18 protein-coding genes are annotated in these 25,950 nt (G+C 43.2%); 13 read left to right on the forward strand and 5 right to left on the reverse strand.

What is annotated here, in order from left to right; genetic code table 11:
• Entirely contained in the window at nt 1-495 is a 495-nt protein-coding gene (locus ABDW02_RS02475) for a MarR family transcriptional regulator (RefSeq protein WP_343631776.1), read from the reverse strand.
• Nucleotides 496-849: 354 nt separating this feature from the next.
• On the opposite strand from ABDW02_RS02475, the gene ABDW02_RS02480 reads away from it, so the two are divergent.
• From ABDW02_RS02480 to ABDW02_RS02515, 8 genes are all read left to right on the forward strand, one after another.
• Nucleotides 850-2,568 carry a DUF4331 domain-containing protein gene (locus tag ABDW02_RS02480; RefSeq protein WP_343631777.1) on the forward strand — a complete coding sequence of 573 codons (1,719 nt, stop codon included), beginning with the start codon at nt 850-852 and terminating at the stop codon, nt 2,566-2,568.
• A gap of 28 nt (nt 2,569-2,596) precedes the next feature.
• Nucleotides 2,597-4,651: a DUF4331 family protein gene (locus tag ABDW02_RS02485; RefSeq protein WP_343631778.1), complete on the forward strand. Its 2,055-nt coding sequence runs from the start codon at nt 2,597-2,599 to the stop codon at nt 4,649-4,651.
• Nucleotides 4,652-4,910: 259 nt separating this feature from the next.
• Nucleotides 4,911-6,248 (forward strand): hypothetical protein, encoded by a 1,338-nt coding sequence (locus tag ABDW02_RS02490; protein ID WP_343631779.1) that lies wholly within the window; start codon nt 4,911-4,913, stop codon nt 6,246-6,248.
• 31 nt (nt 6,249-6,279) lie between these two features.
• Nucleotides 6,280-8,544: a TonB-dependent receptor plug domain-containing protein gene (locus ABDW02_RS02495; protein ID WP_343631780.1), complete on the forward strand. Its 2,265-nt coding sequence runs from the start codon at nt 6,280-6,282 to the stop codon at nt 8,542-8,544.
• A 55-nt stretch (nt 8,545-8,599) separates the two neighbouring features.
• Nucleotides 8,600-8,983 carry a hypothetical protein gene (locus ABDW02_RS02500; RefSeq protein ID WP_343631781.1) on the forward strand — a complete coding sequence of 128 codons (384 nt, stop codon included), beginning with the start codon at nt 8,600-8,602 and terminating at the stop codon, nt 8,981-8,983.
• 2 nt (nt 8,984-8,985) lie between these two features.
• Nucleotides 8,986-9,396 carry a hypothetical protein gene (locus tag ABDW02_RS02505; protein ID WP_343631782.1) on the forward strand — a complete coding sequence of 137 codons (411 nt, stop codon included), beginning with the start codon at nt 8,986-8,988 and terminating at the stop codon, nt 9,394-9,396.
• Nucleotides 9,397-9,491: 95 nt separating this feature from the next.
• Entirely contained in the window at nt 9,492-11,636 is a 2,145-nt protein-coding gene (locus tag ABDW02_RS02510; protein ID WP_343631783.1) for a C2 family cysteine protease, read from the forward strand.
• 95 nt (nt 11,637-11,731) lie between these two features.
• The gene (locus ABDW02_RS02515) at nt 11,732-12,583 is read left to right on the forward strand and encodes a DUF2911 domain-containing protein (RefSeq protein ID WP_343631784.1); all 852 of its coding nucleotides are present in this window, start codon (nt 11,732-11,734) and stop codon (nt 12,581-12,583) included.
• Nucleotides 12,584-12,966: 383 nt separating this feature from the next.
• Here the strand turns inward: ABDW02_RS02515 and ABDW02_RS02520 are convergent, their stop codons facing one another.
• A complete protein-coding gene (locus tag ABDW02_RS02520) occupies nt 12,967-14,685 on the reverse strand; it encodes a sodium:solute symporter (protein ID WP_343631785.1) in 1,719 nt (572 codons plus the stop codon).
• Nucleotides 14,686-14,868: 183 nt separating this feature from the next.
• Nucleotides 14,869-17,355 (reverse strand): PIG-L family deacetylase, encoded by a 2,487-nt coding sequence (locus ABDW02_RS02525; protein WP_343631786.1) that lies wholly within the window; start codon nt 17,353-17,355, stop codon nt 14,869-14,871.
• Nucleotides 17,356-17,529: 174 nt separating this feature from the next.
• Between ABDW02_RS02525 and ABDW02_RS02530 the strand changes: the two genes are divergently transcribed.
• Nucleotides 17,530-17,988 carry a TspO/MBR family protein gene (locus ABDW02_RS02530; RefSeq protein WP_343631787.1) on the forward strand — a complete coding sequence of 153 codons (459 nt, stop codon included), beginning with the start codon at nt 17,530-17,532 and terminating at the stop codon, nt 17,986-17,988.
• Between the two features lie 52 nt (nt 17,989-18,040).
• Here ABDW02_RS02530 and ABDW02_RS02535 read toward each other — a convergent pair whose 3' ends face one another.
• Both ABDW02_RS02535 and ABDW02_RS02540 read right to left on the reverse strand, forming a co-directional pair.
• On the reverse strand, nt 18,041-19,330 hold the full coding sequence (locus ABDW02_RS02535; RefSeq protein WP_343631788.1) for an MFS transporter: 1,290 nt from the start codon (nt 19,328-19,330) through the stop codon (nt 18,041-18,043).
• Between the two features lie 27 nt (nt 19,331-19,357).
• Entirely contained in the window at nt 19,358-19,723 is a 366-nt protein-coding gene (locus tag ABDW02_RS02540) for a helix-turn-helix domain-containing protein (RefSeq protein WP_343631789.1), read from the reverse strand.
• Nucleotides 19,724-19,791: 68 nt separating this feature from the next.
• On the opposite strand from ABDW02_RS02540, the gene ABDW02_RS02545 reads away from it, so the two are divergent.
• The 4 genes from ABDW02_RS02545 to ABDW02_RS02560 all read left to right on the forward strand — a co-directional run bounded on the left by ABDW02_RS02545 (nt 19,792) and on the right by ABDW02_RS02560 (nt 25,832).
• Nucleotides 19,792-20,655, forward strand: coding sequence for an SDR family oxidoreductase (locus tag ABDW02_RS02545; RefSeq protein ID WP_343631790.1), 864 nt, complete (start codon nt 19,792-19,794; stop codon nt 20,653-20,655).
• Nucleotides 20,656-20,792: 137 nt separating this feature from the next.
• Nucleotides 20,793-22,142 carry a T9SS type A sorting domain-containing protein gene (locus ABDW02_RS02550; RefSeq protein WP_343631791.1) on the forward strand — a complete coding sequence of 450 codons (1,350 nt, stop codon included), beginning with the start codon at nt 20,793-20,795 and terminating at the stop codon, nt 22,140-22,142.
• Between the two features lie 421 nt (nt 22,143-22,563).
• The gene (locus ABDW02_RS02555; protein WP_343631792.1) at nt 22,564-23,088 is read left to right on the forward strand and encodes a methylated-DNA--[protein]-cysteine S-methyltransferase; all 525 of its coding nucleotides are present in this window, start codon (nt 22,564-22,566) and stop codon (nt 23,086-23,088) included.
• An 80-nt stretch (nt 23,089-23,168) separates the two neighbouring features.
• The gene (locus ABDW02_RS02560) at nt 23,169-25,832 is read left to right on the forward strand and encodes a T9SS type A sorting domain-containing protein (protein ID WP_343631793.1); all 2,664 of its coding nucleotides are present in this window, start codon (nt 23,169-23,171) and stop codon (nt 25,830-25,832) included.
• Nucleotides 25,833-25,950: the final 118 nt, after the last annotated feature.

The raw sequence follows: 25,950 nt of genomic DNA on the forward strand, positions 1-25,950 counted from the left end.
CTAGTTGTTGTTATTGTTATTATTGGATGTTTTACGATTGCACCATTCCATGTAAAGTCTTGGAAATTCGACACTCATATATTCTATAAATTCAATGAATTCAGCCATTTGTTGATTGAATTCGGGTGTTTCGGGCGTACGCTGCGCCAATGCTTCCTTCATGATCTTGATTACTTCGAAGAACTTTTGGAAGTTTTCCGTAAATCCTTCCTGCCAGCGGATAATGTTGCTGGAGAAATACCGTTTACGATCGCCCGGCTTTGTTCTGTAAACTACACGTTGAGTAGTCTGGAGCATATTCAAAGCAGAGCTGGTAGTGCTTTTACTGATTCCGAGCAGTTCGCGAATCTGATCGAAAGTGAGTTCCGGCTCATCGCAAACAACTAAAAGTGACATGATACGACCTTCCATCGGCGGAATTCCATGGTGTTCATAAAACACACCCATTCTTTCGATGAGTTCCCGTTGTTCCGGAGTTAATTGAACGTTTGCCATATTCTTTATTCGTTTAATCCGGAGAAAACAGACCCCGGAAAAGTGTTCCGCAAAGTTAGATGGTTTTTTTAGTTCTGAAAATACCGAACTAAAAAAACTGTGACTTTTAACATTTGTTTGCGAACCAAAATTAGTGCGTCACTTTCGGACAGGGAACAGGAAATCGGTGAGTGGTAGAGGAGAATCGGTATGCGGATAAAAAGCGGGTGCTTTCGACGGTATTTGAAAAAAATAAGCTGGCAATGAAAAATTTAATGAGCTGTTAAAATCTGAATCCGTTTTTTGTTCGTATGTAGTCCATCTCTGATTCCATTTAGGAGATAATAGACTATTTACTAATTAATTATGAAAAGGATGAAAAAAATCTTATTCTCGTTTTTCTTAGCAGGAAGTATGGCTTCGCTAAGTTACGGTTCGAGTCACAGAGAAGCACCTTTGATTGCGAATGACCCATTGGCGGACAATACCGATGTGTATGCATTCAAAAGCCCGGATGATCCGAATTCAATTACTATTATTGCCAACTACATTCCGACCGAATTCCGAAATGGCGGCCCGAACTACTACAGTTTCGGTGAGAACATTCGTTATGAGATCCATGTAGACAATGATGCGTCGACACCAGGAGATGATATTACGTATCGTTTTACCTTCTCCAAAGTGAACCAGGATCCGACGACATTCTTTGACATTCGTTTGGGTCAGGAAAATGCAAAAACCACCTACATGATCGAAAAGAGTACGGATGGCGGAGCAACATTCACCACTTTTATGACCGGTTTGACCGTACCGCCTCCAAATATTGGTGAGCGTTCCATCGGAAATGCACCTGTGGGATTGGGTGCAGCGAACTACGACGCACTTATCGCCAGTTCCATTTACGCAACTCCTGAGGGTGGGCAAGTATTTTGCGGGCCTTCCGACGATCCGTTCTTTGTAGACCTGGGCGGTATTTTTGATTTGGGAGATGCTCCTCGTCAGAACAACGGTGGTGTTGTCCGCGATGGTCTTGCAAAATTCAACACGCATTCCATTGTCATGAAGATCCCGGTATCTGTGCTACAGAAAGACGGTTTGGGAGTTTCATCGGCTTCCAATATTTTGGACCCGAATTTTGTGATCGGTGTTTGGGCTTCTGCAAGCCGCCAAACTACCCGCACATTGACAGCAGGTAACCAGGGATACACAGGAAGCTGGGTTCAGGTTTCCCGTTTGGGAATGCCTTTGACAAATGAGGCTGTGATTCCGGTAGGGAAAAAAGATTACTGGAATTCATTGACTCCATACCAGGAATTGGCGGAGACCACTTTGGATGAGTATTTCTACAACCCGGAGTTGGCCTTGTACATGGATGACAGTTTATTTGGTGGTGCAGTTCCTGCATTTGCCGGGTTACGCATCCAGCGCAATTCCTTGCAGTCGTTTGACTTCGGTAACGGACAGGACGGTTTATGGCCTTTGAAAGGTTCGGCTGCAGTTGCCGGAACGGCATTGGATGATGCAGTGTTCGGAACGTTGTTGTTACCTGCAGCAGGAAAACCACGATCTGTGGATTTATGGCCGATCTTCCACACCGGAGTTCCGAACATGGCTCCTTATCAATTGGCAACAGGAAAAAATGGAAACCCTTTAGCTGCCGGAAAACCGTTCATCAGTAACTTCTTGCCAAATGGAGGTGATATGTTGCGTTTGAATATGGCTGTACCTGCAACTCCGAGAAACAGTGCTTCATTCAGTTCATTGGGATTGGTTCAGGCAGCAGTGCTTGGATTAACAGATCCGACTTACAATGCTACAACTGCTATTCAATTCATCCCGAATATGGATGGATTCCCGAATGGACGTCGTTTGGAGGATGATGTTACACGCATTGAATTGCAAGCGGTAAGTGGAGTGGTACTGGCTGCAATCGGATTGTGGTATGACGATTACAATGCTTCGTCATCAGCGCAGTCTCCGGTTACGAATTTATTGGTGAATGTCCTGAACTATTCCACCGGAGTAGAGCAAAATGATGTGGCATTTAAAACTTCATTCCCTTATGTAGCTTCTCCATGGGCCGGGAAAGACTAAACCGAAGTTTCACATAAAATTTTAAAAGATGAAAAATTTAATTAAATATTTATTTGTGGTGCTTCCGTTTGGAACGGTATTCGCTTCGAGTCACAGAGAAGCACCGCTTATCGCAAATGATCCTTTGGCGGATAATACCGATTTGTATGCTTTTAAAAGCCCGAACGATCCGAATTCCATCACGATCATTGCCAATTATGTTCCTTTGCAGGTTCCGCATGGCGGACCCAACTACTACAGTTTCGGTGAAAATATCCGTTACGAGATCCACATTGAAAATGATGGAACAGCGGGTGACGATATTACTTACCGGTTTACTTTTTCCCAGACAAACGAAGATCCCACAACTTTCTTCGACATCCGTCTTGGGAATGAAAATCACAAAACAACATACACGATGGAACGCAGTATCAATGGCGGACCATTTGTTGCGGTAATCACCGGAGGAGTAGTTCCGCCGCCGAATATCGGGCCACGTTCTATTGAGAACAACGTCGTTGGTTTGGGTGATACGTATCAAAACATCATGTCGGGTGCCATTGAAACTACCGGAATGAACGAAAAAGTGTTCTGCGGGCCTTCAGATGATCCGTTCTTTGTGGATTTGGGTGGAATCTTTGACCTGGGAGACGCTCCGCGTCAAAATGGCGGAACTCCTGAAGATGGTTTAAAGTGTTTGAACGTTAGCACAATTGCTATCCAGGTTCCGGTTTCTGTATTGCAGAAGAACGGACAGCCGGTTAGTGCTGCAGCTAATATCCTGGACAGCGATTATGTGATCGGTGTTTGGGCATCTGCAAGCCGCCAGGAAACACGTACGTTGAATCCTTCTACAGGAGAATTTACAGAATCAGGAAACTGGATTCAGGTTTCCCGTCTCGGAATGCCTTTGACCAATGAAGCTGTGATTCCTGTAGGACAAAAAGACGAGTGGAATTCAAGAACTCCTTACAATGAAAATCCGGTAATGGAAGATAATTTCTGTAACCCGGAACTGGCTTTGTACATGGATGATGATTTATTCGGAGGAGCAGTTCCTGCATTTGCACCGTTGAGAATTCAGCGAAACTCGCTGCAATCTTTCGATTTCGGGAACACCCACGATGGTTTATACCCGTTGCGTGCTACGAACGCCGGAGCTGGAACAGCTTTGGATACCCTGTTGTTCGGAAACTACCTGCTTCGCCAGGGAAAACCACGTTCTGTAGATATCTTACCGATTTTCCACACAGGAGTTCCGAATTTGGCTCCTTATCAGTTGGCAACAGGTAAAAACGGGAACCCGCTTGCTGTTGGAAAGCCATTCATCAATAACTTCCTGCCGACATTCGGTGACATGTTGCGTTTGAATATGGCCGTTCCGGCAACTCCGCGTAATTCACCGGATTTCAGTTCGCTGGGATTAGTTCAGGCTGCAGTTTTGGGATTAACACAAGCTCCTTACAACACAACAGCGAACTTAGAGTTCATCCCGAATATGGACGGTTTCCCGAACGGACGCCGATTGGAAGATGATGTAACGCGCATTGAATTGCAGGCAGTTGGCGGAGTGGTATTGGCCGCTATCGGATTGTGGTACGATGATTACACGGCAGGCGGGCCAAATCCGGTTACCCCGGACTTGTTGAGTGTCTTAACCTATTCAACAGGAGTGAACGCGAACGATGTTCCGTTTACAACAGGATTCCCGTATGTTGCTGCACCTCATCGCGGAACGGATAATTGTTTGGGTAAACCGTATAATTACACGCAACCGGCAATTCTTCCGGCTTCGACTACCGCAGGATTAGCAGAGAATTCGCTGAGTGCGGAAAAGTATGCCATCAAAGCATATCCGAATCCGTTTACCAGTTCCGTGAGTTTTGAATACAATCTGGATGCGGATTCCCAGGTTGAGATTCGTTTGTTTACCTTATCGGGTCAGCAGGTTGGAACAGTCATGTCGAATACCAAGCAATCGTCCGGTAAGCATACTGAAACGTTCAATACTTCAGGCTTGGCGACAGGCGTTTACTATGCACGTGTCAACATTAAAGGTCCGAAAGGAAAAGCAAGTAAACTGGTGAAGGTTGTTAAATCATAAACCATTAAATAGTTGGAAGAAGGGGGATTAGAAATAGTCCTCCTTTTTTTATGAATGAAATTCAAAATTCAATCCCGATAGCTATTAGCACAAAATTCAAAATAGATTCACTTAAACACCTTTGAACCCTTTGAATCAGCCGCGGCTGAAACCCTTTGAACTTTTTGAATTTTTCAGCATTTCAAAAATCCAAAACTTGTTTACTGCCGTATCTGTTTCAGTTCTACTGATGATTGTTAAAAACGCTAATACTACAGTTATGAAAAAAAATAAGTACTCCTTTTATTCAATAGCTATTTCAACCTTAATGCTGACATCTTTATTTGTAGCTTCATGCAGTTCTCCCCAGGAGGAAAATGAGGAAACAGTAGTGATGAAACAAGGTTTCCAGATCCCGCAATTACTGGAGCGGCAAAAAGACCTGTCGTACGATGAGTTTTTGAAGATCAAGGAAAAATTCAACAAACTTTCCTTTGAAGCCGAAAATGAAAAAACGAAGATCGAGAGTTTGATCAAGCTTTCTGAAATTTATATCTATGAAGCACGTGTAACCGGTGAACATCCCTATTATTACAATGCGGCACTGGTAACGTTAAATGAAACATTAAAAGACACAGCAAAAATGACTGCTGATCAGCATTTCACAGCGCTGTTCTACAAATCAACCGTGCAACTGTCGCAGCATAAGTTTAATGAAGCTTTGGTTACCGGAGAAAAAGCACTGGCGCTTAACAATACAAATTCAGGAATTTACGGAGTGTTGGTTGATGCCAATGTGGAAATCGGGAATTACGAAGATGCTGTGAAGAATTGCGATAAGATGATTTCGATTCGACCTGATTTACGTTCCTACAGCCGCATTTCATACCTGCGTGAAATTTACGGGGATATGAAGGGAAGTATCAAATCGATGGAACAGGCCATTGAAGCAGGCGCTCCTTATTCGGAATACAAATGCTGGACAATCGTAACGATGGGAAAAATGCTCGAAAATCACAATCAATTGGATTCTGCCATGGCTTACTACCAATTTTCTGCAAAAGAACGTGCAAATTATCCTTTTGGAATTGCAGGAATGGCAAGTATAGAAGGGAAACGCGGAAATTACAAAAAAGCAGATTCCTTGTATACCGTAGCATTGAATGCAGTTCCTGAGATCAGCTTCATTATGGATCAGGCGAAATTGTACCAAAAACAAGGTAAAACAGCCGAAATGAAACGATTGATCCCAAGAATAGAATCCATGTTCCAGGAAGACATCGAATCGGGGCACAATGTAAATATGGAATTTGCTTTCTTCCTGCTCGATTTCAAGAAAGATTTTAAAAGAGCCCTTGATTTAGGGTTGAAAGAATACAAACTGCGTCCGAATAACATCGATGTAAACCGTTTACTGGCTTTTGCATATTATGCAAACGGCGATAATACAAATGCTGCAAAACATGCCAAAATTGCAATGAAGACCAACAAACAAGAGGGAGATTTGTATTGCATCAGCGGGTTGATCAATCAGGATAAAAAGCAAATCAAAAAAGGATTTTCGATTGATCCATACCAGGATCATTTGTTTGCAGACCGTGCAAAAAAGATGATTTAATCAGGGAAACATTTCTCTTAAATCAATGGCTATGAAAAATCACTATTTGTTCCTTTCGGAAAGGAAATGGCTCGTCTTGCTTGTGAGTATTTTGTTTTCTTTTTCAGGCTTCTCTCATGGAATCAATGGAATCGTTATTGACCAGGAGTCGCAGGGGATTCAACATGCAAAAGTAACGCTGATCGGTTCTGCGAAATACAGTATGACCAATGGATTGGGAGAATTTGTATTGACAGATGTGCATTTGGGAGATTCCATTCTGATCGAAAGCCAGGGATATCAAAAGCGTACTTTTTTGATCGATAACGAAAGTTATTTTGAGAAAAATGTTTTGTTCCAGCTGTTTGAAAATTCAACGGAATTGAGTGAAGTGAAAGTTACCGGGAACAGAACAACATTGACACAAAGCGCCAATATTAACCTGACTTTGCAACCGGTTCGTTCGTCACAGGAATTGCTGACTTTGGTACCTGGTTTATTTGTTGCACAACATGCCGGAGGGGGAAAGGCCGAACAATTGTTTCTGCGCGGTTTTGATATTGATCACGGAACAGATGTTGCGTTTTCTTTGGACGGAATGCCGGTAAATATGGTTTCGCATGCACACGGCCAGGGATATGCGGATTTTCATTTCGTGATGCCGGAAGTGATTGATAAAATTAATTTTGAAAAAGGGCCTTATGATGTGACAAAAGGTGATCTGGCAACAGCCGGTTCTGTGGATTTTCAAACCAAAGAACAGCTGACCAAAAGCTTTGTTTCAGGAGAATACGGAATGTTCAATCATAAAAAGATCACTGCAGGAGTGAAGGTGCTGGAGAATCAACGGAACAATGCCTATCTCGCAGCCGATTATTTCCAGACAGACAATTATTTCGAATCGCCGCAGGATTTCAAACGGATTAATTTCTACGGAAAATATACCGGTGTTATTTCTCCCAACTTCAAGATCACGGTTTCCGCATCCACTTTTCAAAGCAGCTGGAATGCGTCCGGGCAAATTCCCGAAAGAGCAGTCGCTAATGGTATGATTTCAAGGTTCGGAGCAATTGATAATACAGAAGGTGGAAATACGTCACGAACCAATATCCAGTTGGGAGTCATTCAAAAGATCAACGCTTCATCCTCTCTGAAAAGCGACTTTTTTGTTTCCATGTACGATTTTTCGCTCTTCTCTAATTTCACCTTCTTCCTGGAAGATTCTATCAATGGAGATCAAATTCACCAATACGAAAGCCGGAAAATCTACGGTGGAAAAACGGAATACAAAAAGACCATTTCATGGAAAGAGAACACCACTTTCAGTTTTACAGGTGGAGGTGGTTTCCGGTATGACGACATCAACAATATTGGATTGGCGCAAACAACCGGTCGAACACAACTACGCAATCAGATCCAGTTGGGAGATATCAACGAAACAAATTTGTTCGGATATGTTTCGGGGAAACTGGAAGTCAACCGGATAGTTCTGAGTGCAGCGCTTCGGGCAGATAATGTTACCTTCTATTACAACGATTTAAAAGACACCGTTTATCAGCCAAAAAGCCTGTCGCAGGCCGTTCTGTTACCTAAGTTATCCCTTCTTTATAACGCAACAGATAACGTACAGCTTTATTTGAAATCAGGAATCGGTTATCATTCCAATGATGCGCGCGTCTTACTTTCCTCAGATAATTTGAAGAAGAAAGCTTTGCCGTTGGCATTGGGTACGGATTTGGGAACTACCTGGAAAATCACCAAAAACCTGTTGTTCAACGGTGCCTTGTGGTATTTGCTTTCCGAGCAGGAGTTTGTGTATGTAGGAGATGCCGGAGTGGTAGAACCAAGTGGTCGCTCACAACGTTTAGGTTTTGACGCCGGATTGACTTTCCAGCCTACGAAATGGTTGTTCCTGTATTCCAATTTGAATTATTCACACGCGCGTTCGGTCGCTGAACCCAAAGGACAAAATTACATCCCTTTAGCTCCTGTTTTCACTTCCGACGGAAAGATGCAGTTGAATTTCAAAAAAGGAATTTTTGCTACGCTATCTTACCGGTATATGGGCGACAGAGCCGCCAATGAAGACCGGAGCGTTTTGGCAAAAGGCTATTTTGTGAACGATTTTACACTGGGATACCAGCATAAATCATTTGTGATAACCGGAATTGTCAACAACCTGTTTAATGTAGACTGGAATGAGACACAGTTTTTGACCGAATCGCGTCTCAAAGACGAATCTCAGCCGGTATCTGAAATTCACTTTACCCCGGGAACACCATTTTCGTGCAGGTTGCAGGTAAAATTTATGTTTTGATGGTACGTCTTTGTTCGTTTCGTTGTTTATCTTAGAAGCACTAAACGAACAGTTGATGATAAGGATTCCTGTTATACTGCTTACTTCATGGATGTACATCTGTCTTACAGCCGGCTGTGGAGAAAGACATTACAAGGTTGATAAGGATAAATTGTTAAAACAAAGCCTGCTTGTCAAAATAAAGGACATCAAACCGGAGGTTAAAATCACACTGAATAGAGAAAAGATAACCGAACTGGGAATTTCACCGGGGTTTATCGGGGATCAACTTCAGATGGCCGGTGCCAATCATCTATTGGGAAGCGTAAAAGCTGCGCAAAAACTGGTGATAGAAGATCAAAACGGTAAGAAATACCGGCTTTTGGAGTTTGCAAAAATAGGCATTGGAATCACTGTGACCTACGAAGAACCCTGGGGTTCCAATCCTTTTAATTTCTGATGATGCGATTTCTTTTCCCGTTATTGTTGCTTTTACTAAGTGTTCAGACCAATCCTGAAGGCGTATTAGGGTCGTATGAACTGGTGCTTGAAAATCATTCGAAGCAGTTAATTGACATCAGAAAGGTGAATAGCTACGAAGAAACGGAACACCGCTGGCGAGATGGAAAATGGGTTTTAAAATGCCGGTATATCGGTAAATGGTGGGTAGATGGAGATACACTCTTTTTAAAGCCAATCAGAGTTGTGTGGGCAGACAAGCATGTCACCGAATGCAGAGACGCAGACGATTCCAAACAACCGGGCTGCTGCTTTACCACCAACTACTTTTACGACGATAAAAGCATTTGGAACTTCGGGCCCATATCCAAAACGAAGTACCTGTTCGACAAGGTGAAGACGAAGGAAAATTGAGCGCAGCTTTGCATCTGCCAAACCGATAATCGAAGCATTGACAATCTAATTCCGTTTCATTACATTTGGGAGCCAACTATTTACAAGGTATCAGGATGTACTCGAAAGCTGAACGAAAAAAAAACACGACTACAAACAATGCTCCCTCCCGGAAACAAACGGGAAAGAAAGGAACACTTCAATTTAATGATAACCGGGAAGTATCCAGGCAGGTTGCTCAATTGACGGGTTTGCAGGACAGCTCAGGGAATAGGAGTCATTTGAAACAAGAAGATCAGAACAGTCTTCCGGGGCTGAAATCATTCCAATCACAGGAGAATACCGCGGGAGTGTTGCAACGGAAACCGGTAGATTTTGTAAATCACCCGATCCATGATATTGAAGCCAAAACCGGTCTTTTTAGAACTTCTCATTGGAAAGCGCTGCAGGTCCTGGTAGAAGAATATGCCCAATTGGATGAAAAGTCCATCAAGGAACGAAGAGCGAAATTGCGTGAGATCGGTGTGATGGCAGAAAGATGGATGGTTGCAAGAAAATTAAGGGATGGAGGACAGGTAGGTGATCTGGATGAAGAGGAAACTGAAAAGTACCACGCACTGATGGCTTTGCTGGATGAAGTGAAAAATGAGTATACAAATGATCAGGACCCGGATATGCTTTCTTCCCCGGGAACGCTCAACGTGCCTGTTCCTCAACCGAATGAAGTGTATGCCGATCCTGAACCGACATCTGTCAGAAAAGAAAAGGACGGACGTAGACGCGGGTATCTGAAAGGTGATGCGCAGCTTATCGATGTGAACGGCGCCCCGATAGGCGAAGTCATTCCCTGTGAAACAGTGTGCAGGGTAGAAAAGCAGGAAGAGTTACCGAAGAATGTAGAGTCCCCTTCAAAATATTGCTGGATCCGACCTGCCCCTGTGCAGGATAATGAATGGGGAGAACAGCTTGATTTTACTCCGGGATATGTTCTGATCAAGAATGTTGTTACTACAGCCCTGGAAAAGAAGAATCCGGATTTGGTTTACGAGAACAGGACAGATCCTGAAATTTTCCCGCTTTTCCAGGGACCGCCAAGTGTAGAAGACGTGGAACAGGTTAGCCTGGGTGATTGTTACCTGTTGGCAGCAGTGTTGTCTATTGTACGGAAAGATCCGGCTTTCTTTCCATCTATTATGATGGATCACGGAAACGGAATCGTGACGGTTCGGCTGTATGATGTGACGGAAAACCCCGATAAATCCCTGGTATTTAATGAAAAATATATCCATGTGAATAAATCGGTGGTAGTGAACAAAAAACAAAAGACCCGGGTGGATGAAGGATACAACAAAGGAGCTTTGTGGGTACAAATGCTGGAAAAAGCATACGCTGCCGGAGGATTTATTGGAACAACCTCAGAGAAAATACCTTCAAAGAAGAATTCCTGGTCACAAATAGCCAGCGGATTCGCCAAGCATGCCCTGGAGATTATAACAGGGGAAGAAGCAACTGAATATCCGATTAGTGACAATAACCTGGGAACGATGGAAGAGGGGAAAACATGGGTTAGTATGTCTCAGAAATTCAAGAAGATGACGCAGAAAAAGGGGCTGCTGGACAACGAAAATTATTTTCAGCGGATCTATATGGACGGGGAACTGAGTGATTTTGAAGAAGCATTGATACAGTTGCACGAAACCCGCGATCAGGTTAGAAAAGAGGAAGTTATGAACCTGCTTCCGGTACATATTCCGGATACAAAGCTCCGGAAACGGGTGGCTGAGTTCCTAGATGATAAAAAGTTCTATCCGGGTAAACGCGGTACCGGTACCTATTCCGACTACCAGCTTACATTGTTCGATGAAATTGCAGAAGCAATAAATGACGGCAAAAAAGTGGTTTTGGGATCAAAAGACTCCATGAAACGAAGAGGTGGAAACAATTCCGGGTCGAGTGGCGGTGAGCATGTGTATAGAGGATTGGCTGGTCCTCATGGCTATGAGGTGGTTGATTGCGAACCTCGTATTTTTGATAAGGATAATGTGGACAATACGAAACTGTTATGGGTGAAATTGCGAAATCCGTGGGGGAAAACAGGCCGAAAGTACAAGGATGGATCGTTTGGAGTTGAACAGCCCGGAGGAATGGAGCGTGTTCCGTTAGGAGGACTGAAAACGAGTGAAGAACCAACTGAAGATGCGGAATTTTGGTTACTGATAGAAGATCTCACCAAGCGTTTTAACCGTTTGACTACGCAGTAACACCTTGCACCGTTCAATCCTTAATAAAACGTTAAATCGTTCTCCGCTCCGCAAATAAGCACTATTTTTAGGTCGAAATATTCAAATTAGAATCTATGAAAATGACGATTACAAACAAGGCGGTATTATTCCTGGCATTCGGAATGCTTTCTTTGGGAGTTGCTGCACAAAAGATTACCGTACCGGCACCAAGTCCATTACAAACACTTACACAAAAATTCGGTTTGGGAGAGGTAACCATTGAGTATTCCCGCCCGGCAGTAAAAGGCCGTACAATCTTCGGAGATGTGGTTCCTTACGGAAAGATCTGGAGAACAGGTGCGAACGCAACAACCAAAATTACATTCACCGATGAGGTGAAACTGGAAGGAAATACAGTGAAACCGGGAACTTACGGTTTATACACCATTCCAAACAAAGACAGCTGGGAAGTGATGTTGTACAAAGATCTGACCCTGAACGGAAACGTGGGAGATTATAAAACAGAGAACGAAATATTGCGTTTCAAAGTGAAATCGATGAAAATCCCGATGAAAATGGAATCCTTGATGATCAATATCGGGGATATTTCCGCAACAGAGGCGAAATTGACTTTGCTTTGGGAAAACACGGTAGTTGCCATTAAAATGACAACAGATATCGATGCACGCGTTATGGAGAGTATTGACGCATCCATGAAGTCTGAAAAACCGGAATACTTCCGCGCAGCAAGCTATTACTTCGATAACGGAAAGGATTTGAAACAAGCGCTGACATGGGCTACAAAAGCAACAGAAGAGAATCCAACAGCATTTTACATGTTCAACCTGAAAGCTCGTATCGAATATAAATTGGGTGACAAAGCAGCAGGAAAAGCAGATGCTGAGAAATCAATCGCTTTGGCAAAAGAAGCTAAGAACGATGATTATGTAGCTTTGGGCGAGAAATTGTTGGCGGAAAACAAGTAATTCCAATATAAAAATTGAAAAGCCTTTCTGCTCCGGTGGAAGGGCTTTTTTGATTTTTTACCACATAGGGACATAGAACACAGAGGTTGTGTTTGATTAGTGCTATTCAAGCTGGCAATTTGTCGTTTCGCTCCGCTCTCATTTTCTTTTAACCACATAGGACACTGTAGAACACATAGCTTTTTGGTTATTACCCGGAGATTAATCAAGGTTAGCCGGTTTCAAGTTATAATTGTAGTTTCGCTTTGCCCTCATTTTGTTTTAATAATGTTAAGAACATCCACATAGAAAATACTTTGTTATACGAATTTTATGTGGTTTAAATGAATACATAAAAGCTATGTGACCTATGTTTCTATGTGGTTCATATACCTCTGTTGAAATCAGAATTCCTTGGTTTCTTTTTTCTTCACGAACAACTGTATGAATGCGGCAATCAGTAAAACCAGCACGCAGCCTATCACGTTCAGCCACAGGAAGGAAATTACATCGATCGCATAGATCCCGATAACAATGATTTCGGTGATGATTGCTCCCCAGAAAACAGCTTTCCCGCCAATCCGCTTCAGGTAGAAAGCTACCAGGAACATTCCCAGGATCGTTCCGTAGAACAGCGATCCCAATACATTTACAGCTTCGATCAGGCTTCCCAGTTTACTGGCAAACATGGCTGTTGCAATGGCAAAAATTCCCCAGCCGAATGTAAACCATTTAGAGGCTTTGTAATAATGCAATTCTGTTTGGTTTTTGACCCACATGCGTTTGTAAAGATCAATAACAGTGGTCGAAGCGAGTGAATTCAATGCGGCGGCAATACTTCCCCAGGCGGCCAGGAAAATCATCGCGATCAATAAACCGATCAATCCTTTTGGAAGGTTTTCTACCACGAAGTAGAGGAAGATGTAATTGGTATCGTTGGTGTCAGCCGTACTGTTTGCTTTTTTCATCACAGCCAGCGCATCTTCTCTTACAACCTTTGTCTCCGATTCGATCTGTAATAAATTGCTTTGCAGCTTATCCGCTCCGACTTGGTTTCCCGCATTCAAAGCATTTGCGAGTTGGGTGGTTTGCACCTGACGGATCTTATTCAGAGAATCGTGCTTCGCCTGAAGGGCCTGGAATTCGGTTTTGTACCCGGAAGCAAGGACTTTGTCAACCTCTTTTTGATTGAAGAAGATCGGTGACTGGAAGAACATGTAAAACACAAAGACCAAACTTCCTACCAGTAAGATCAGGAACTGCATGGGAACTTTCACCAAACCGTTCATGAGTAACCCGGTACGGCTTTCCCTCGTGTTTTTCGCCGTTAAGTAGCGCCCCACCTGCGACTGGTCAGTTCCGAAGTAGGAGAGAGCCAGGAAGAATCCACCTATCAGACCGCTCCAGATATTGTACTTGTCTTTCCACCATTCGGAGTCGGTTACATCGATCTTTGTTTCGATCACGTTCAGTTTTCCCATTTTCCCGGCAACGTGCAAAGCATCCGAAAAGCTTACGTTTTTGGGAAGCATCTGAACAACGAGGTATCCGGCCAGGAACATCCCGATAAATACCACGATCAATTGCTGCATTTGCGTATAGGTCACAGCTTTGGTTCCGCCGGTTACGGTATATATGATCAGGAAACCGCCCATGACGAGATTCGTGTAATAAATGTTCCAGCCCAATAAAGAAGCCAGAATAATGGAAGGTGCGTAAATGCTGATCCCGGTAGAAAGTGCGCGCTGGACCAGGAATAAGATGGAAGCCAGCGAACGGGTTTTCAAATCGAACCGCTGTTCGAGGTATTCGTAGGCCGTAAAGACTTTGAGCTTGTGGTAGATCGGGATAAATGTGATACACAGAACGACCATCGCCAAAGGCAAACCGAAGTAGTACTGCACAAAGCGCATTCCGTCGGTATACGCCTGGCCCGGTGCTGAAAGAAAAGTAATGGCACTGGCCTGTGTTCCCATGATGGAAAGCAAAATCAGGATCCAGCTCATGGAATTGCTGCTTTTGAAATAACCGTCCAAGGTTTTTTCGCTCTTGCTTTTGTAAAGGCCGTAACCGATAACTGCCAGCAAAGTAATAATCAGGACAATCCAATCTATTGCGCTCATGAGAAATGTCGTGTGAAAAAGTAAAAGAATACGATCAGCGCCACCAGTGCACCGATCACTCCGGCATACGCCCAATTCCAGTTTTTATGATCCTGATCTTCCTGCATTAAATTCTCATTCTTTCAGTGTGAGTTTGGGTGTGAGAGTGAAGAGGATTTAATCATTATTCTTGCTCTCATTCTGTTATCTGTTTTGCGGTAAGCTCAATAAATTCACAAATAAGCGGTAAGCCCCCGGGATTCCTGCCGGTAATTCTCTGAAGAATACCAACCCGGTATACACAAAGTTTCCTTTTCCGTGTTTTGCAATAATTAAACTTCCTTTGCTTGGTTTTTCATTCGGGTCCTGCATGGAAAAGACTGTTTCATAATGCGGATCCATTTCCGTTGCAAAGTAAATTCCACGCTCCTGCACCCAGCCTTCAAAGTCTTTTTGGGTAATCACATTCGGCGTATTTAAAACAGGATGTTTCGGATCGGTGAATTCCACTTTGGCATTATCGTCTGTTACACGATCTCTTGAAATGGTGAACGGATAAGGCCCGATTTTCGTTTCCATCGGCGCAATGCGGTTATTCGTATTATACTGAACGATCAGGTTTCCTCCCTGCTGTACATAATTCATCAGCTTATCGTAGTAAATCGGCATGCGGTCGTTGGTGTTGTAAGCACGAACTCCGGTCACAATACTGGAATAAACGCTCAAATCTTCTTTCGCCAGGAGTTCATCCGTCAGGATAGTCACATCATAGCCGATCTGTGTCAGACAAGCCACCACATTATCTCCGGCTCCGGGAATGTAAGCGATCTTATTCTTTGTTTTTTTCAAATCCAGGAAAACGATTTTTGCTTCTGCATTAGTCAGGAAGAACTGGTAAGGAATGTGATCGTATTCGATGCGTGTAATGCTTTTGGTGTATTCACTTCCATCGACTAAAACAGAAGCGTGCAGTTGTCCGTCTTTCCCGTTCTTTTCCGGAGTAAGCACTGCTTTCACGATTTGTTCGTCGCCTTTTTTCTCCAGGTTTACTTCCGGGTTTTTAATCTCGATTTTCCATCCCGCAGGAACGGCAACTTTTACAGTACCTTTTACTTTCGGTTGGTTTGCCTTCACGGTAAATGAAATCTCTTTCGGAGTCATGGCGCTGAAAACAAAGACCTGGTCGGTAATATTGATGGTAACGGGAGGAAGGATCTCAAACGGGTGATAAACTTCTCCTTTGACAGGATCTGTAGATTTAAAGACCAATCCGCGTTCTACATCGAAATCCATTCCGTCAATGCTGATGTGGTAAATAACGCTTTTTGCGGCCTGGTTCTCCGGTGTTCCGATCAATGCCGGATTATTCACGGTATACATCCCGATCGTATGCGGTTCTGCCAGCCAGTATGGAGTGGAATAAGCGTTTGTTTTTGGCAGTGTTTGCTTTCGATCCAGCGTTTCCAGTTTGTTTTTACTCAATTGTAAATCGGTCGAATAGGTGAGTCCGATCAAAGAAAGCGTTTTCAATTTTACATTTCCGGTATTGCGTGCCAAAATCTGGTTTGAGATGCTGATTTCGCTTCCCGGAACCGCGCTGTAATCGGTAACGGTTGACTCCATCCACAATCCGGCGCATTGAAGAATTAAATCCTGGCAAGCCGCCAGTTTCAGTTTTTTCCAATAGCGCACATCCGGGTCTTTTTCATCCAGTTGTTTCAGTTTCGCATAAATGCTTTCCAGCGCAGGAAGTGAAAATTCCGGGTGTTGCGGATTAAAATTCGAAATACAGGTATTCAGTAAAGGTTCGATTTCGGCAGCAGCCGGAAGACGTTTCCAGGAAGTATTTACACCTTCAAAAACGTCTTTTTCCGCAGGCTCACCTTTCAGGAATTTAAAGTATTCGATGCTTTCTCCGCGCTGTTTGGCAGAACCGAATCCCTGGCTTTTGTGCATGGAACGGCTGTTGGAAGCAACTTCCCCGTAGCTCAAGCCCAGTAACGGATTGTAAGTTCCTACATCCAGTTTCAGCTGATCTTCCGATGTCGTATTCGTTCCTCCGAAATTGAAGGTATTCCAGAAAATACGCTTGGTTTTCCAAACTTCCACTTCTTTGAGTTGTTCCGGGAATTTAGTCGGATCAGCAGCAAGATCAAATGCCTCCATGGCTAAGATAGCTGAAGCGGTGTGGTGTCCGTGCCCGCCCTCACCGGTTGTGGGGAAGCGGCAGATAATTACGTCGGGTTTGAACCTGCGAATGGCCAGAACCACATCTTTTAAAATGCTGTCCTTGTTCCAGATCGTAAAGGTTTCTTCCGGATTTTTTGAAAACCCGAAGTCATTGGCGCGAGTAAAAAATTGTTCTGCTCCGTCTGTTCTTCGCGCAGCAAGGAGCTCCTGTGTACGGATTAATCCCAGGGCTTCTCCCTGTTCTTTCCCGATGAGGTTTTGTCCGCCGTCACCGCGGGTTAAAGACAAATATCCGGTACGGAAGTTTTTTTCTTTGGCCAGGTAGCCCAGCAAGCGGGTATTTTCGTCGTCCGGATGGGCAGCAATATAAAGCACGGAACCAACGGTATTGAGTTTTTTCATACCCAAAAGGATTTCCGCTGAATTGAGCTCCGGAGATGTTTGAGCGATTAAATGGTGTCCGAGAAAAAGTGCAAGAACGAAAGTGAATTGTTTAATCATGATGCGTTTGTAAAGTGTCATATCGTGCGCAATAATACAGGAAAATCCCCGATTGAAAGCCTATTGTGATTGGTCTTTAACAAATCTTTAAAGAAGTTGGGAGGAACATCCGTATCCTTTTTCGTAACTTGAACCAGCGCTTTTGCAATTCTGTAAAAGCAAAAAACGGGAGTTATGGGACTAAGAATCTTGCTTTTTTTGCTGATCAACTTTGCAGCTTTGGGTATCGGGTCGTTATTCACCAACTCGGGTGTTACTTCAGACTGGTACCAGTCACTGAATAAGGCACCGTGGACTCCACCGGGCTGGGTTTTCGGTGCTGCGTGGACAACCATCATGATCTGTTTTGCGGTTTATATGGCTTTCATTTACGACATTACCCACGATAAGAAAACGCTCATTACTCTTTTTATCATTCAATGGGTGTTGAATGTAATCTGGAACCCGGTGTTCTTTTATTTCCATCAAACGCTGGCCGGATTGGTCATTATTACCGCGCTGACGATCGTCGTGGGGGCCTTTTTATTCCGTTATGGCGCAGCTATGAAATGGAAATCACTCCTGGTTCTGCCGTATTTCCTGTGGCTGATTATAGCGACATCATTAAACGCTTATATTCTCTTTCGGAACTAGCAGAAAATTCGATTTTGACCTTGATCATTAAGTCATTAATAATTGATAATTATTATTCAAGATCGTCGTTGATGCGCGAAGTTTTTTTGGTATCCTTCATAAAAAGGTACACGATGAGTGAAATGGCAATACATCCGGTAACGTACCAATAAAAATAGGGTTCGTGCCCGGCATCTTTGAACCAAAGGGCAATATATTCTGCGGTTCCTCCGAAAATGGCAACGGTTAACGCATAAGGTAATCCGACTCCCAGTGCGCGTATTTCTGCGGGAAATAATTCCGCTTTTACAATTGCGTTGATGCTGGTATAACCGCTTACGATAACCAATCCTGCCATGAGCAGGAAAAAAGAGATCCAGGCGGAATGCGTGTGACTTAAAGCTGTCAGTAACGGAACGGTAAAAATCGTTCCCAATATTCCGAATCCGATTAGTAAAGGTTTTCTCCCGATCCGGTCGGACAAAGCTCCGAAAAACGGTTGTAAGATGACAAAAATCAGCAGGCTGACAAAGGAAATCAGTGTGGAAACATCTTTGCTTAGGCCAACGGTATTCACCAGGAATTTCTGCATATAGTTGGTGTAAGTGTAGAAAGCAAGCGTTCCTCCCATGGTTAGTCCTACAACCAGTAAAATGGCTTTCGGGTGTTGCAGTAAAACACGGATTGTTCCTTTGGGTTTATTTTGTTGAGCTTCGAAAGCTTCTGTTTCATGCAGGTTACTGCGCAGGTATAAAGCAACAAGCGCTAGAATAGCTCCGATTACAAAAGGAATGCGCCAGCCCCAGGTTTGCAGCTGGTTTTCGGTTAAGATCAGTTTTTGCAGTAATAACTGGATTCCCAAAGCAATGAGCAAACCGCCTACGAGTGTAACGTATTGAAAGCTGGAATAGAATCCGCGCCGGTTTTCGGTAGCCATTTCGCTCAAATAAGTGGCTGAAACACCGTATTCACCGCCAACACTGAGTCCTTGAAGCAAACGCGCTATTAAAAGCAGAACGGGAGCCAGCACTCCAATCGTAGAATAGGAAGGAGTGAACGCGATCAACAAAGACCCGAATGACATCAGCAGAACGGAAAGCGTCATTGCTTTTTTACGCCCGATCCGGTCCGCAATTCCTCCAAACATCCATCCGCCGATTGGCCGCATGAGAAAACCGACAGCAAAAATACCGGCAGTATTCAGCAATTGAGCGGTGGCATTCGATTCCGGGAAAAAAGCGCCGGAGAAATACAGTGAAAATGCCGAATAGGCATACCAGTCGTACCATTCCACGAGGTTTCCTATTGATCCGCCGATAATGGATTTTAAACGCGTTCCGGATATTTTTTCTTCCTGCTTCACTTTTCTAAAGGTAATTGTTTTTCCAGATTAGCTTTCACGGATTTTGTCGCGGTGGCCTTTTCCCCATAAAATCATTTCTTCCACCAATGGAGCAAGGCTCTTGCAATAGGGGGAAACAGAATAGTCCACAATGACAGGACTGGAATCGTATACGGTGCGAATCACCAGTTTATTTTCTTCGAGGTCTTTTAGTTCTTTGGATAGAACCCGTGTAGTAATAGGAGTTACGCTTCGTTGAATTTCCCGGAAACGGTTGTTTCCCTTGTGGCTGATAGCAATTAAAATGGGAAGTTTCCATTTTCCGCTGATTACATATAAGGTGTCCTGCACGTACTTGATTTTCTGTTCAGGAGTCAATTCTTCCAATAATTTTTCCCGCGCCGTTTTAGCCATTTTTGATATCCTTTAGGTTACTGGCATCAAAAGTATATCAATGGAGTCTAATTTTGTCAAAAAAACAAATGAAAGATAAAATCGTACTCATTACAGGAGCAACAGGCGGTATTGGAAAAGCAGCGGCAATGGAATTAGCCAAGAAGCAATTTACAGTCATTATACACGGTCGGAACAAAGCGAAAACCCAACAGGTTTGCGAAGAAATCCGGATGATCACCGGAAATAGTAAAGTGGATTACCTGGTTGCAGATTTGTTCCTGATTGCGGAAACAAAGCAACTGATCCGGGAATTCAAAGAGAAATACGAACGTTTGGATGTCCTGATTAACAATGCAGGCGGCCTGATGAGCAATGAACGGGAAAATACGGCAGAAGGAATTGAAAAAACGATAGCTGTAAACCTGTTTGCACCGTTCCTGCTGATGAACGGATTATCGAATCTGTTAAAAGCGAGCCCGGAAGCGCGAATTATCAATGTTTCATCCAATTCGCACAAACTGAATGCGAAACCCGATTTTACGGATCTGCAATTGGTGAATGGCTATAATCCGCTCAGAAGCTACGGAAACTCTAAATTGTTCCTCATCTGGATCAGTCAGTACCTGGCGAAAGAGTTAAAAGAACAGGGAATCGGGCATGTTACCGTAAATACCTTACATCCAGGAGCAGTCGCAACCGGTTTTGGAACCAACAGCAATTTAGGCCCTTTTATGAATACGCTGGCAAAATGGATGCGGCCGTTTTTTCGCACACCTGAGAAAGGAGCGGATACGATTGTTTATCTGGCAACATCGGAAGAAGCCCAAAAAGTAAGCGGTAAATACTTTGTCAATAGAAAACAAGCCAGAGTGACGGAGAAATATTATACCACTGCTAACGAAAAATTGGTCTGGGATTATTGTGAGAAGGAAGTAAGTAAGGTTGAATGAGTTCAAAAGTTCAAAGTGTTCAAAGTGTTCAAATTTGAATTCTTTGAATAAAGCATGTTGCTATCGGCAGGATGCTTTTTTCCAACCTTTTGGCTTTTTCCATCGTTAAGGTTTATTGAAACTCAATAAAACATGCTATGACAAAATTGCTACTTATCGGAACATCCCTATTTATAATCAGTTTCACAACACTTTTTGCGCAGTGGACAACCGTTTGCGGAACCGGAAATGGTTTTGTAGACAACTTCGAAGTCTTTAACAGTGAACTCTATGCAACCGGTTTCTTCACCAATCTTTGCGGAACGACGAATAATCACATTGTAAAATGGGATGGAAGCGCCTGGCAGCCGGTCGGAACAGGATATCCGAATGCCGGACACCAATTGAAATATTTGGGAAACCACTTGTATTTTGTCGGGTATGAACCTACAACTACTGATTCCAATTGGGTGTATCAATATGGCGGAACGGACTTTTTCCCGGTTGGAGAAGGTGTTTACCTGACGAATGCCGTTTCGGGAGGTTCTCAAACAGCCAATTTATATGCTTTAGAAGAATACAACGGGAATATCATTGCCTGCGGGGAATTCAACCGGGTTGGAAATAAAGCCATTTCAGGAATCATGCAGTGGAACGGTTCTGCCTGGGATTCCCTTGGAAGTGGTTTGAGCGGGAATATTGCAGGAACTGCTCCGGTGATGTACCCGCATGACCTGTGTCACCTGGGAACAGACTTGATTGTAGCCGGTAATTTTCAGAAAGCAGGAGGAATTACCGTAAATGGAATTGCCCGCTGGGACGGAACACAATGGCACAATCTCGGGGCAGGATTCAACGGAACGGTATACGGAATTTGCGTTTTTAATGGCGAATTGTATGCAGGGGGAGATTTTACACTGAGTGGTTCTACCCCTTTGAAATGCATCGCAAAGTGGAACGGAACGAGTTGGGTAGATCCCGGTTTCAGAGTGTATTACAACAATTCCGGGTATTATTCCTTTGTGCATACCTTGAAAGTCTTCAATTCCAAATTGTACATTGCCGGTGGATTTGACCGGGTAGTGGAAGGAACGACCGTTCATTTGGGACAAGCCATTTGCGCGTTTAACGGAACAACAGTCGATACATTAAGCGGTGGAATTCCGAATAAAGAAGTAGAAGCAATTGCCTGGTTCGACGGAGATTTGTATGCCGGTGGCGGAATGAATAATTCAAACAGTTACATTGCCAAATACGATGGAACAGCTTCCGTTACCGAATGGAATGACCCAATTTCATGGACAATCTCCCCGAATCCGGTGGAAAATTTCATCACCATTTCCGGGAATTTAACAAATGGACCGGTCTCCATCCTGACCCTGGACGGGAAATTCGTGAAATCGTTTCCGGCAGAAAAAGCCACAACGGAAATAGACCTTTCTACGCTCCCTTCCGGAATTTATCTGGTACAAATCGGGAACCAGCAAAGGAAGATCATAAAGAAGTGATTTACGGGTGAATTGTTGTCCGGAAAATTCATGCTTTTTTTGTAGATTTATTTCTCCTGAATGTGTTGATTTTACTGGGTTTTTAAACTTTTTTAAATACTCGTAACAGGTCGTAAATACCCTACGTTCTGCCACCGTATCTTTGACTTATAAAATGATAGACAATGAGACAATTTCCAGGGACAATCGATAACCATCCCATTCACTAATCACCACAACCTAAATCACCGGCCGGCCTAACCACGATCACAAACCACCAGCCACTATTTAGATAAAACCTAACCACTATTCATTCCGCTTCTGCGGAATTAACCAACCACCACACCCACATAAATGCAGTGAAAACAGTTACATGGATTCACTGCATTTTTAGTATCTTCAACTTTTACATTTTGCATTCATCCTTTTGAATTAATGAACCATGATTTATCTGCAATACTTTCAAACTCCTTACGGGGAATTGGTTCTCGGGGAATCCGGCGGGGAATTGTGTTTGTGCGACTGGAAATACCGCAAGATGCGCGATCAGATTGACACCCGCATTCAGAATGGTTTGCAGGCAGAATTCAAACTGGAAGAAACCGATTTGCTGAATGAAACGAAATCGCAGCTGAATGAATACTTTTCCAAAGAAAGATTCACGTTCGACCTCCCTCTTTTACTGGTGGGAAGTGATTTCCAGAAATCCGTTTGGGAAAAATTACAGACAATCCCTTACGGAAAGACAACCAGCTACCTGGAATTGTCGCGCATATTGGGCGATGAGAAAGCCATCCGGGCAGTAGCAACTGCAAACGGGGCCAATGCCATTTCGATCATTGTCCCCTGTCACCGTGTCATAGGAAGCGATGGAAGCCTGACAGGCTATGCCGGTGGCCTGAATGCCAAGCAAAAACTCCTGCAGCTGGAAGGAATGAATTTCGGGGAGCAATTGGAGTTGTTTTAAGCGATCACAAATGAATGCAGGTCGTAAATAGCTTACGACCGGACATGTTATCTTTGTACCTAATCATTTAAATCAATTTCATGAAACACTTTTACCTGGTCGGGTTACTGGCCTTCATTTCGTGGCATGCTATGTCACAAACTTTTCAAAAATCTTTACTACCGACCGGTGTTGTTCCCATTACAACACTGAGTGATTACAATCCTGGTTTTTCAGTGTATAACAATTATGAAAACAGGCTTCATAATTACGAAGCTCCATTCATGAACAGTCTTTTGGACATGTATGAGACAACCAAAGATCCGGTTTTTTTGGACCGTTTTATGTTCCATGCTTACAATGTGCTTGAACGGAGGGATGATATCCTGCTTCTGGACCCCAGTATTCCGGTAAGCGGATTGGATGCCGGAGTTTCCGTTCCTGGTGGAGGTCAGATGGTCTGGTCGCACAGAATGTCTACCGGGCCTGCTACATGGACTCCCGAAATCGTGAATCAGGGAACCATAGCGTTTCCAATGGCGAAATTTGCATACATGATCAAGGTAAAATATCCGGCACTTCAGTCCAGGCTTGCTCCGGCTTCCATAACAGGCTGGGATGCCACTGGATGGTATTATCTTACGAATTTTGCTGATTGTGCTGAATTCCTGAAAATAAAAGTAGACCAGACCGCACGCATCTTTTTGGAAACGAAATGGAATTCCACGTCTAATGTTTATCTGGCAAAAGACAATGCCGGTAATGATATCTTTGCCAGTCCGAATTATATTTCTTCCATTGGGCGTGTGCATGTTTATATGCATAAAATCTACCAATACGAAGGAAATACAACGCTTAGCAATTATTACCTAGCTAAAATTCGTGCTATCGGCCAGAGATTAGTAAATTATACATCAACAGGGTTTTCAAGAGATGTGACCAATCATATTATTTCCTGGAAATATGGGAGTATATATGATCTAACCAGGTATGAGGACATCTCACATGCGATTTTGTTTATGGAATTTGCGGACTTATGTAACCTGTTTGGAATTACCGGTAGTACCGGATCGCTGCTTTTTGATGACTCATTGATGTATGACCTGGCAAATACATTCAAGACTAAAATGATTACCGGACCGTTAAAATATTCTATGTCTATAACCGGGAATGACAGTGAAGCAACACAAATAGGTACTCCTGCTGAAGGAACGGCTGGTCGATACGATCAATACATGAATGCAGGAAGATACTCGTTCCTTGCCCGGCATATTCCGGATATCTACAACATGATTGCAGATTACTTTTACGAGTTCGGATTATACGGTCCGGGAACCTATCCGATGTACATCGATAATAAAGCCGCGCAGTGTTCGGGAATCGATGCGGTATCTAAACTGGCTTTGGGCAGAGCAGGATATTCACCTGTTTTCCAAAATTACCTCGATATTATATCTGTAAAACGGACGCCGACTTACCACACCGAAAGTGATTTGGCTGCAGGATTAAACTGGAAAGCAGTTGCTGCCGGAAAATTTGATGCTGCTAAAACAGCCGATTTGTTTGTAACTGCAAAGTCAACAGGAGCCATTGAATTGCACCAGTTTGATCCTGCAACTAAAGCAATCAGTAATGTGATAACGACTTACTCTCCTGGCTTTACTGCTGATTGGGGTGGGATTACCGCAGGAGACTTTATTCCCGGAAACAATCAGTTGGAATTCGTAGCATTTAATAAATCGGATAAGAATCTGTATTTATTCCGTTATAACGGAACTGCAATTGTTTTGATGTCGTCTTTTGCTTCTAACATTAATTGGGCAGGTATTGCTTGCGGAAACCTGGATGTATCAACCGCAACGGATGAAATTGCCTTGCTCTCGAAAGATAACGGGCAGGTGTATGTTTATAAAATAAGCTCTATGCCATTTCTTGGAGGTGTAATTTATTATTTCAGCGCATTAACAGTAACCAATGCGTCTACATCTGCTTACGTGGTTTCAGAGGCATCAAAAATTGCAATCGGCAACCTGGATAAAAATCTCACCAATGGATTAGAAATAGTAACTTTAAATAATAACAATGGTTCCGATTATAATATCAAGGTATTGAACTACACATTCTCAGGATCCAACATGACTTTCTCATCCGCTGTTTCCTATACAGGCACTACCGGGAATTACAGTCAATGGGACGGACTGATAGCCGGAGATTTCAATGCGGACGGATATGATGAAATTATGTTGCACCGCGACTATGACGGAGATTTCCATATTCAGTATTTAGATGGCGGGATTATTAAATCCTTGTGTAAAGAAAACTTCCCGACCAATTGGGATTTAGGAGTTATGTGCCCGGTTTCTTTCCCCGGAAGTTCCACGAAACACGTGATTAGTTTACGAAATAATGACGGGCATATGTTTGTTTTCCTTCCTTATACACTTCCGGCTATTCTAAACAGGCCGGTTGATCCTCAGGGTCCGAATGGAATGATTACGCATCCTTTTGATAATAAATGGTCCCGTACCGGTGATCTGAAAATTTCCCCGAATCCTACGAATGGAGTTGTTCAGATTTTGTTACCGGAAGAAAATAGCGGTAAAATGACGGTAATTTCCTCACTAGGACAAGTTATCCTGGAAGTTGAAGTTACAGATTCAAACAGGAATCAGAAAATTGATCTGTCCGATTATCCTTCAGGAATATACTTATTGAAAGTAGAAACGAAAGAAGGAATAATTACCGGGAAGATCTGGAAAGAATAAGCAATCAATAAGATTGGAAAGGCTGAAGTTTATCTTCAGCCTTTTTCGTTTACAGAATAATTGTTAAATATTCATTAAAAAAACTATCCGTTTTTGCCTCAACTTCCCTAGATTCAAG

It is taken from the genome of Fluviicola sp. (genome assembly GCF_039596395.1).
GTDB lineage: Bacteria > Bacteroidota > Bacteroidia > Flavobacteriales_D > Crocinitomicaceae > Fluviicola.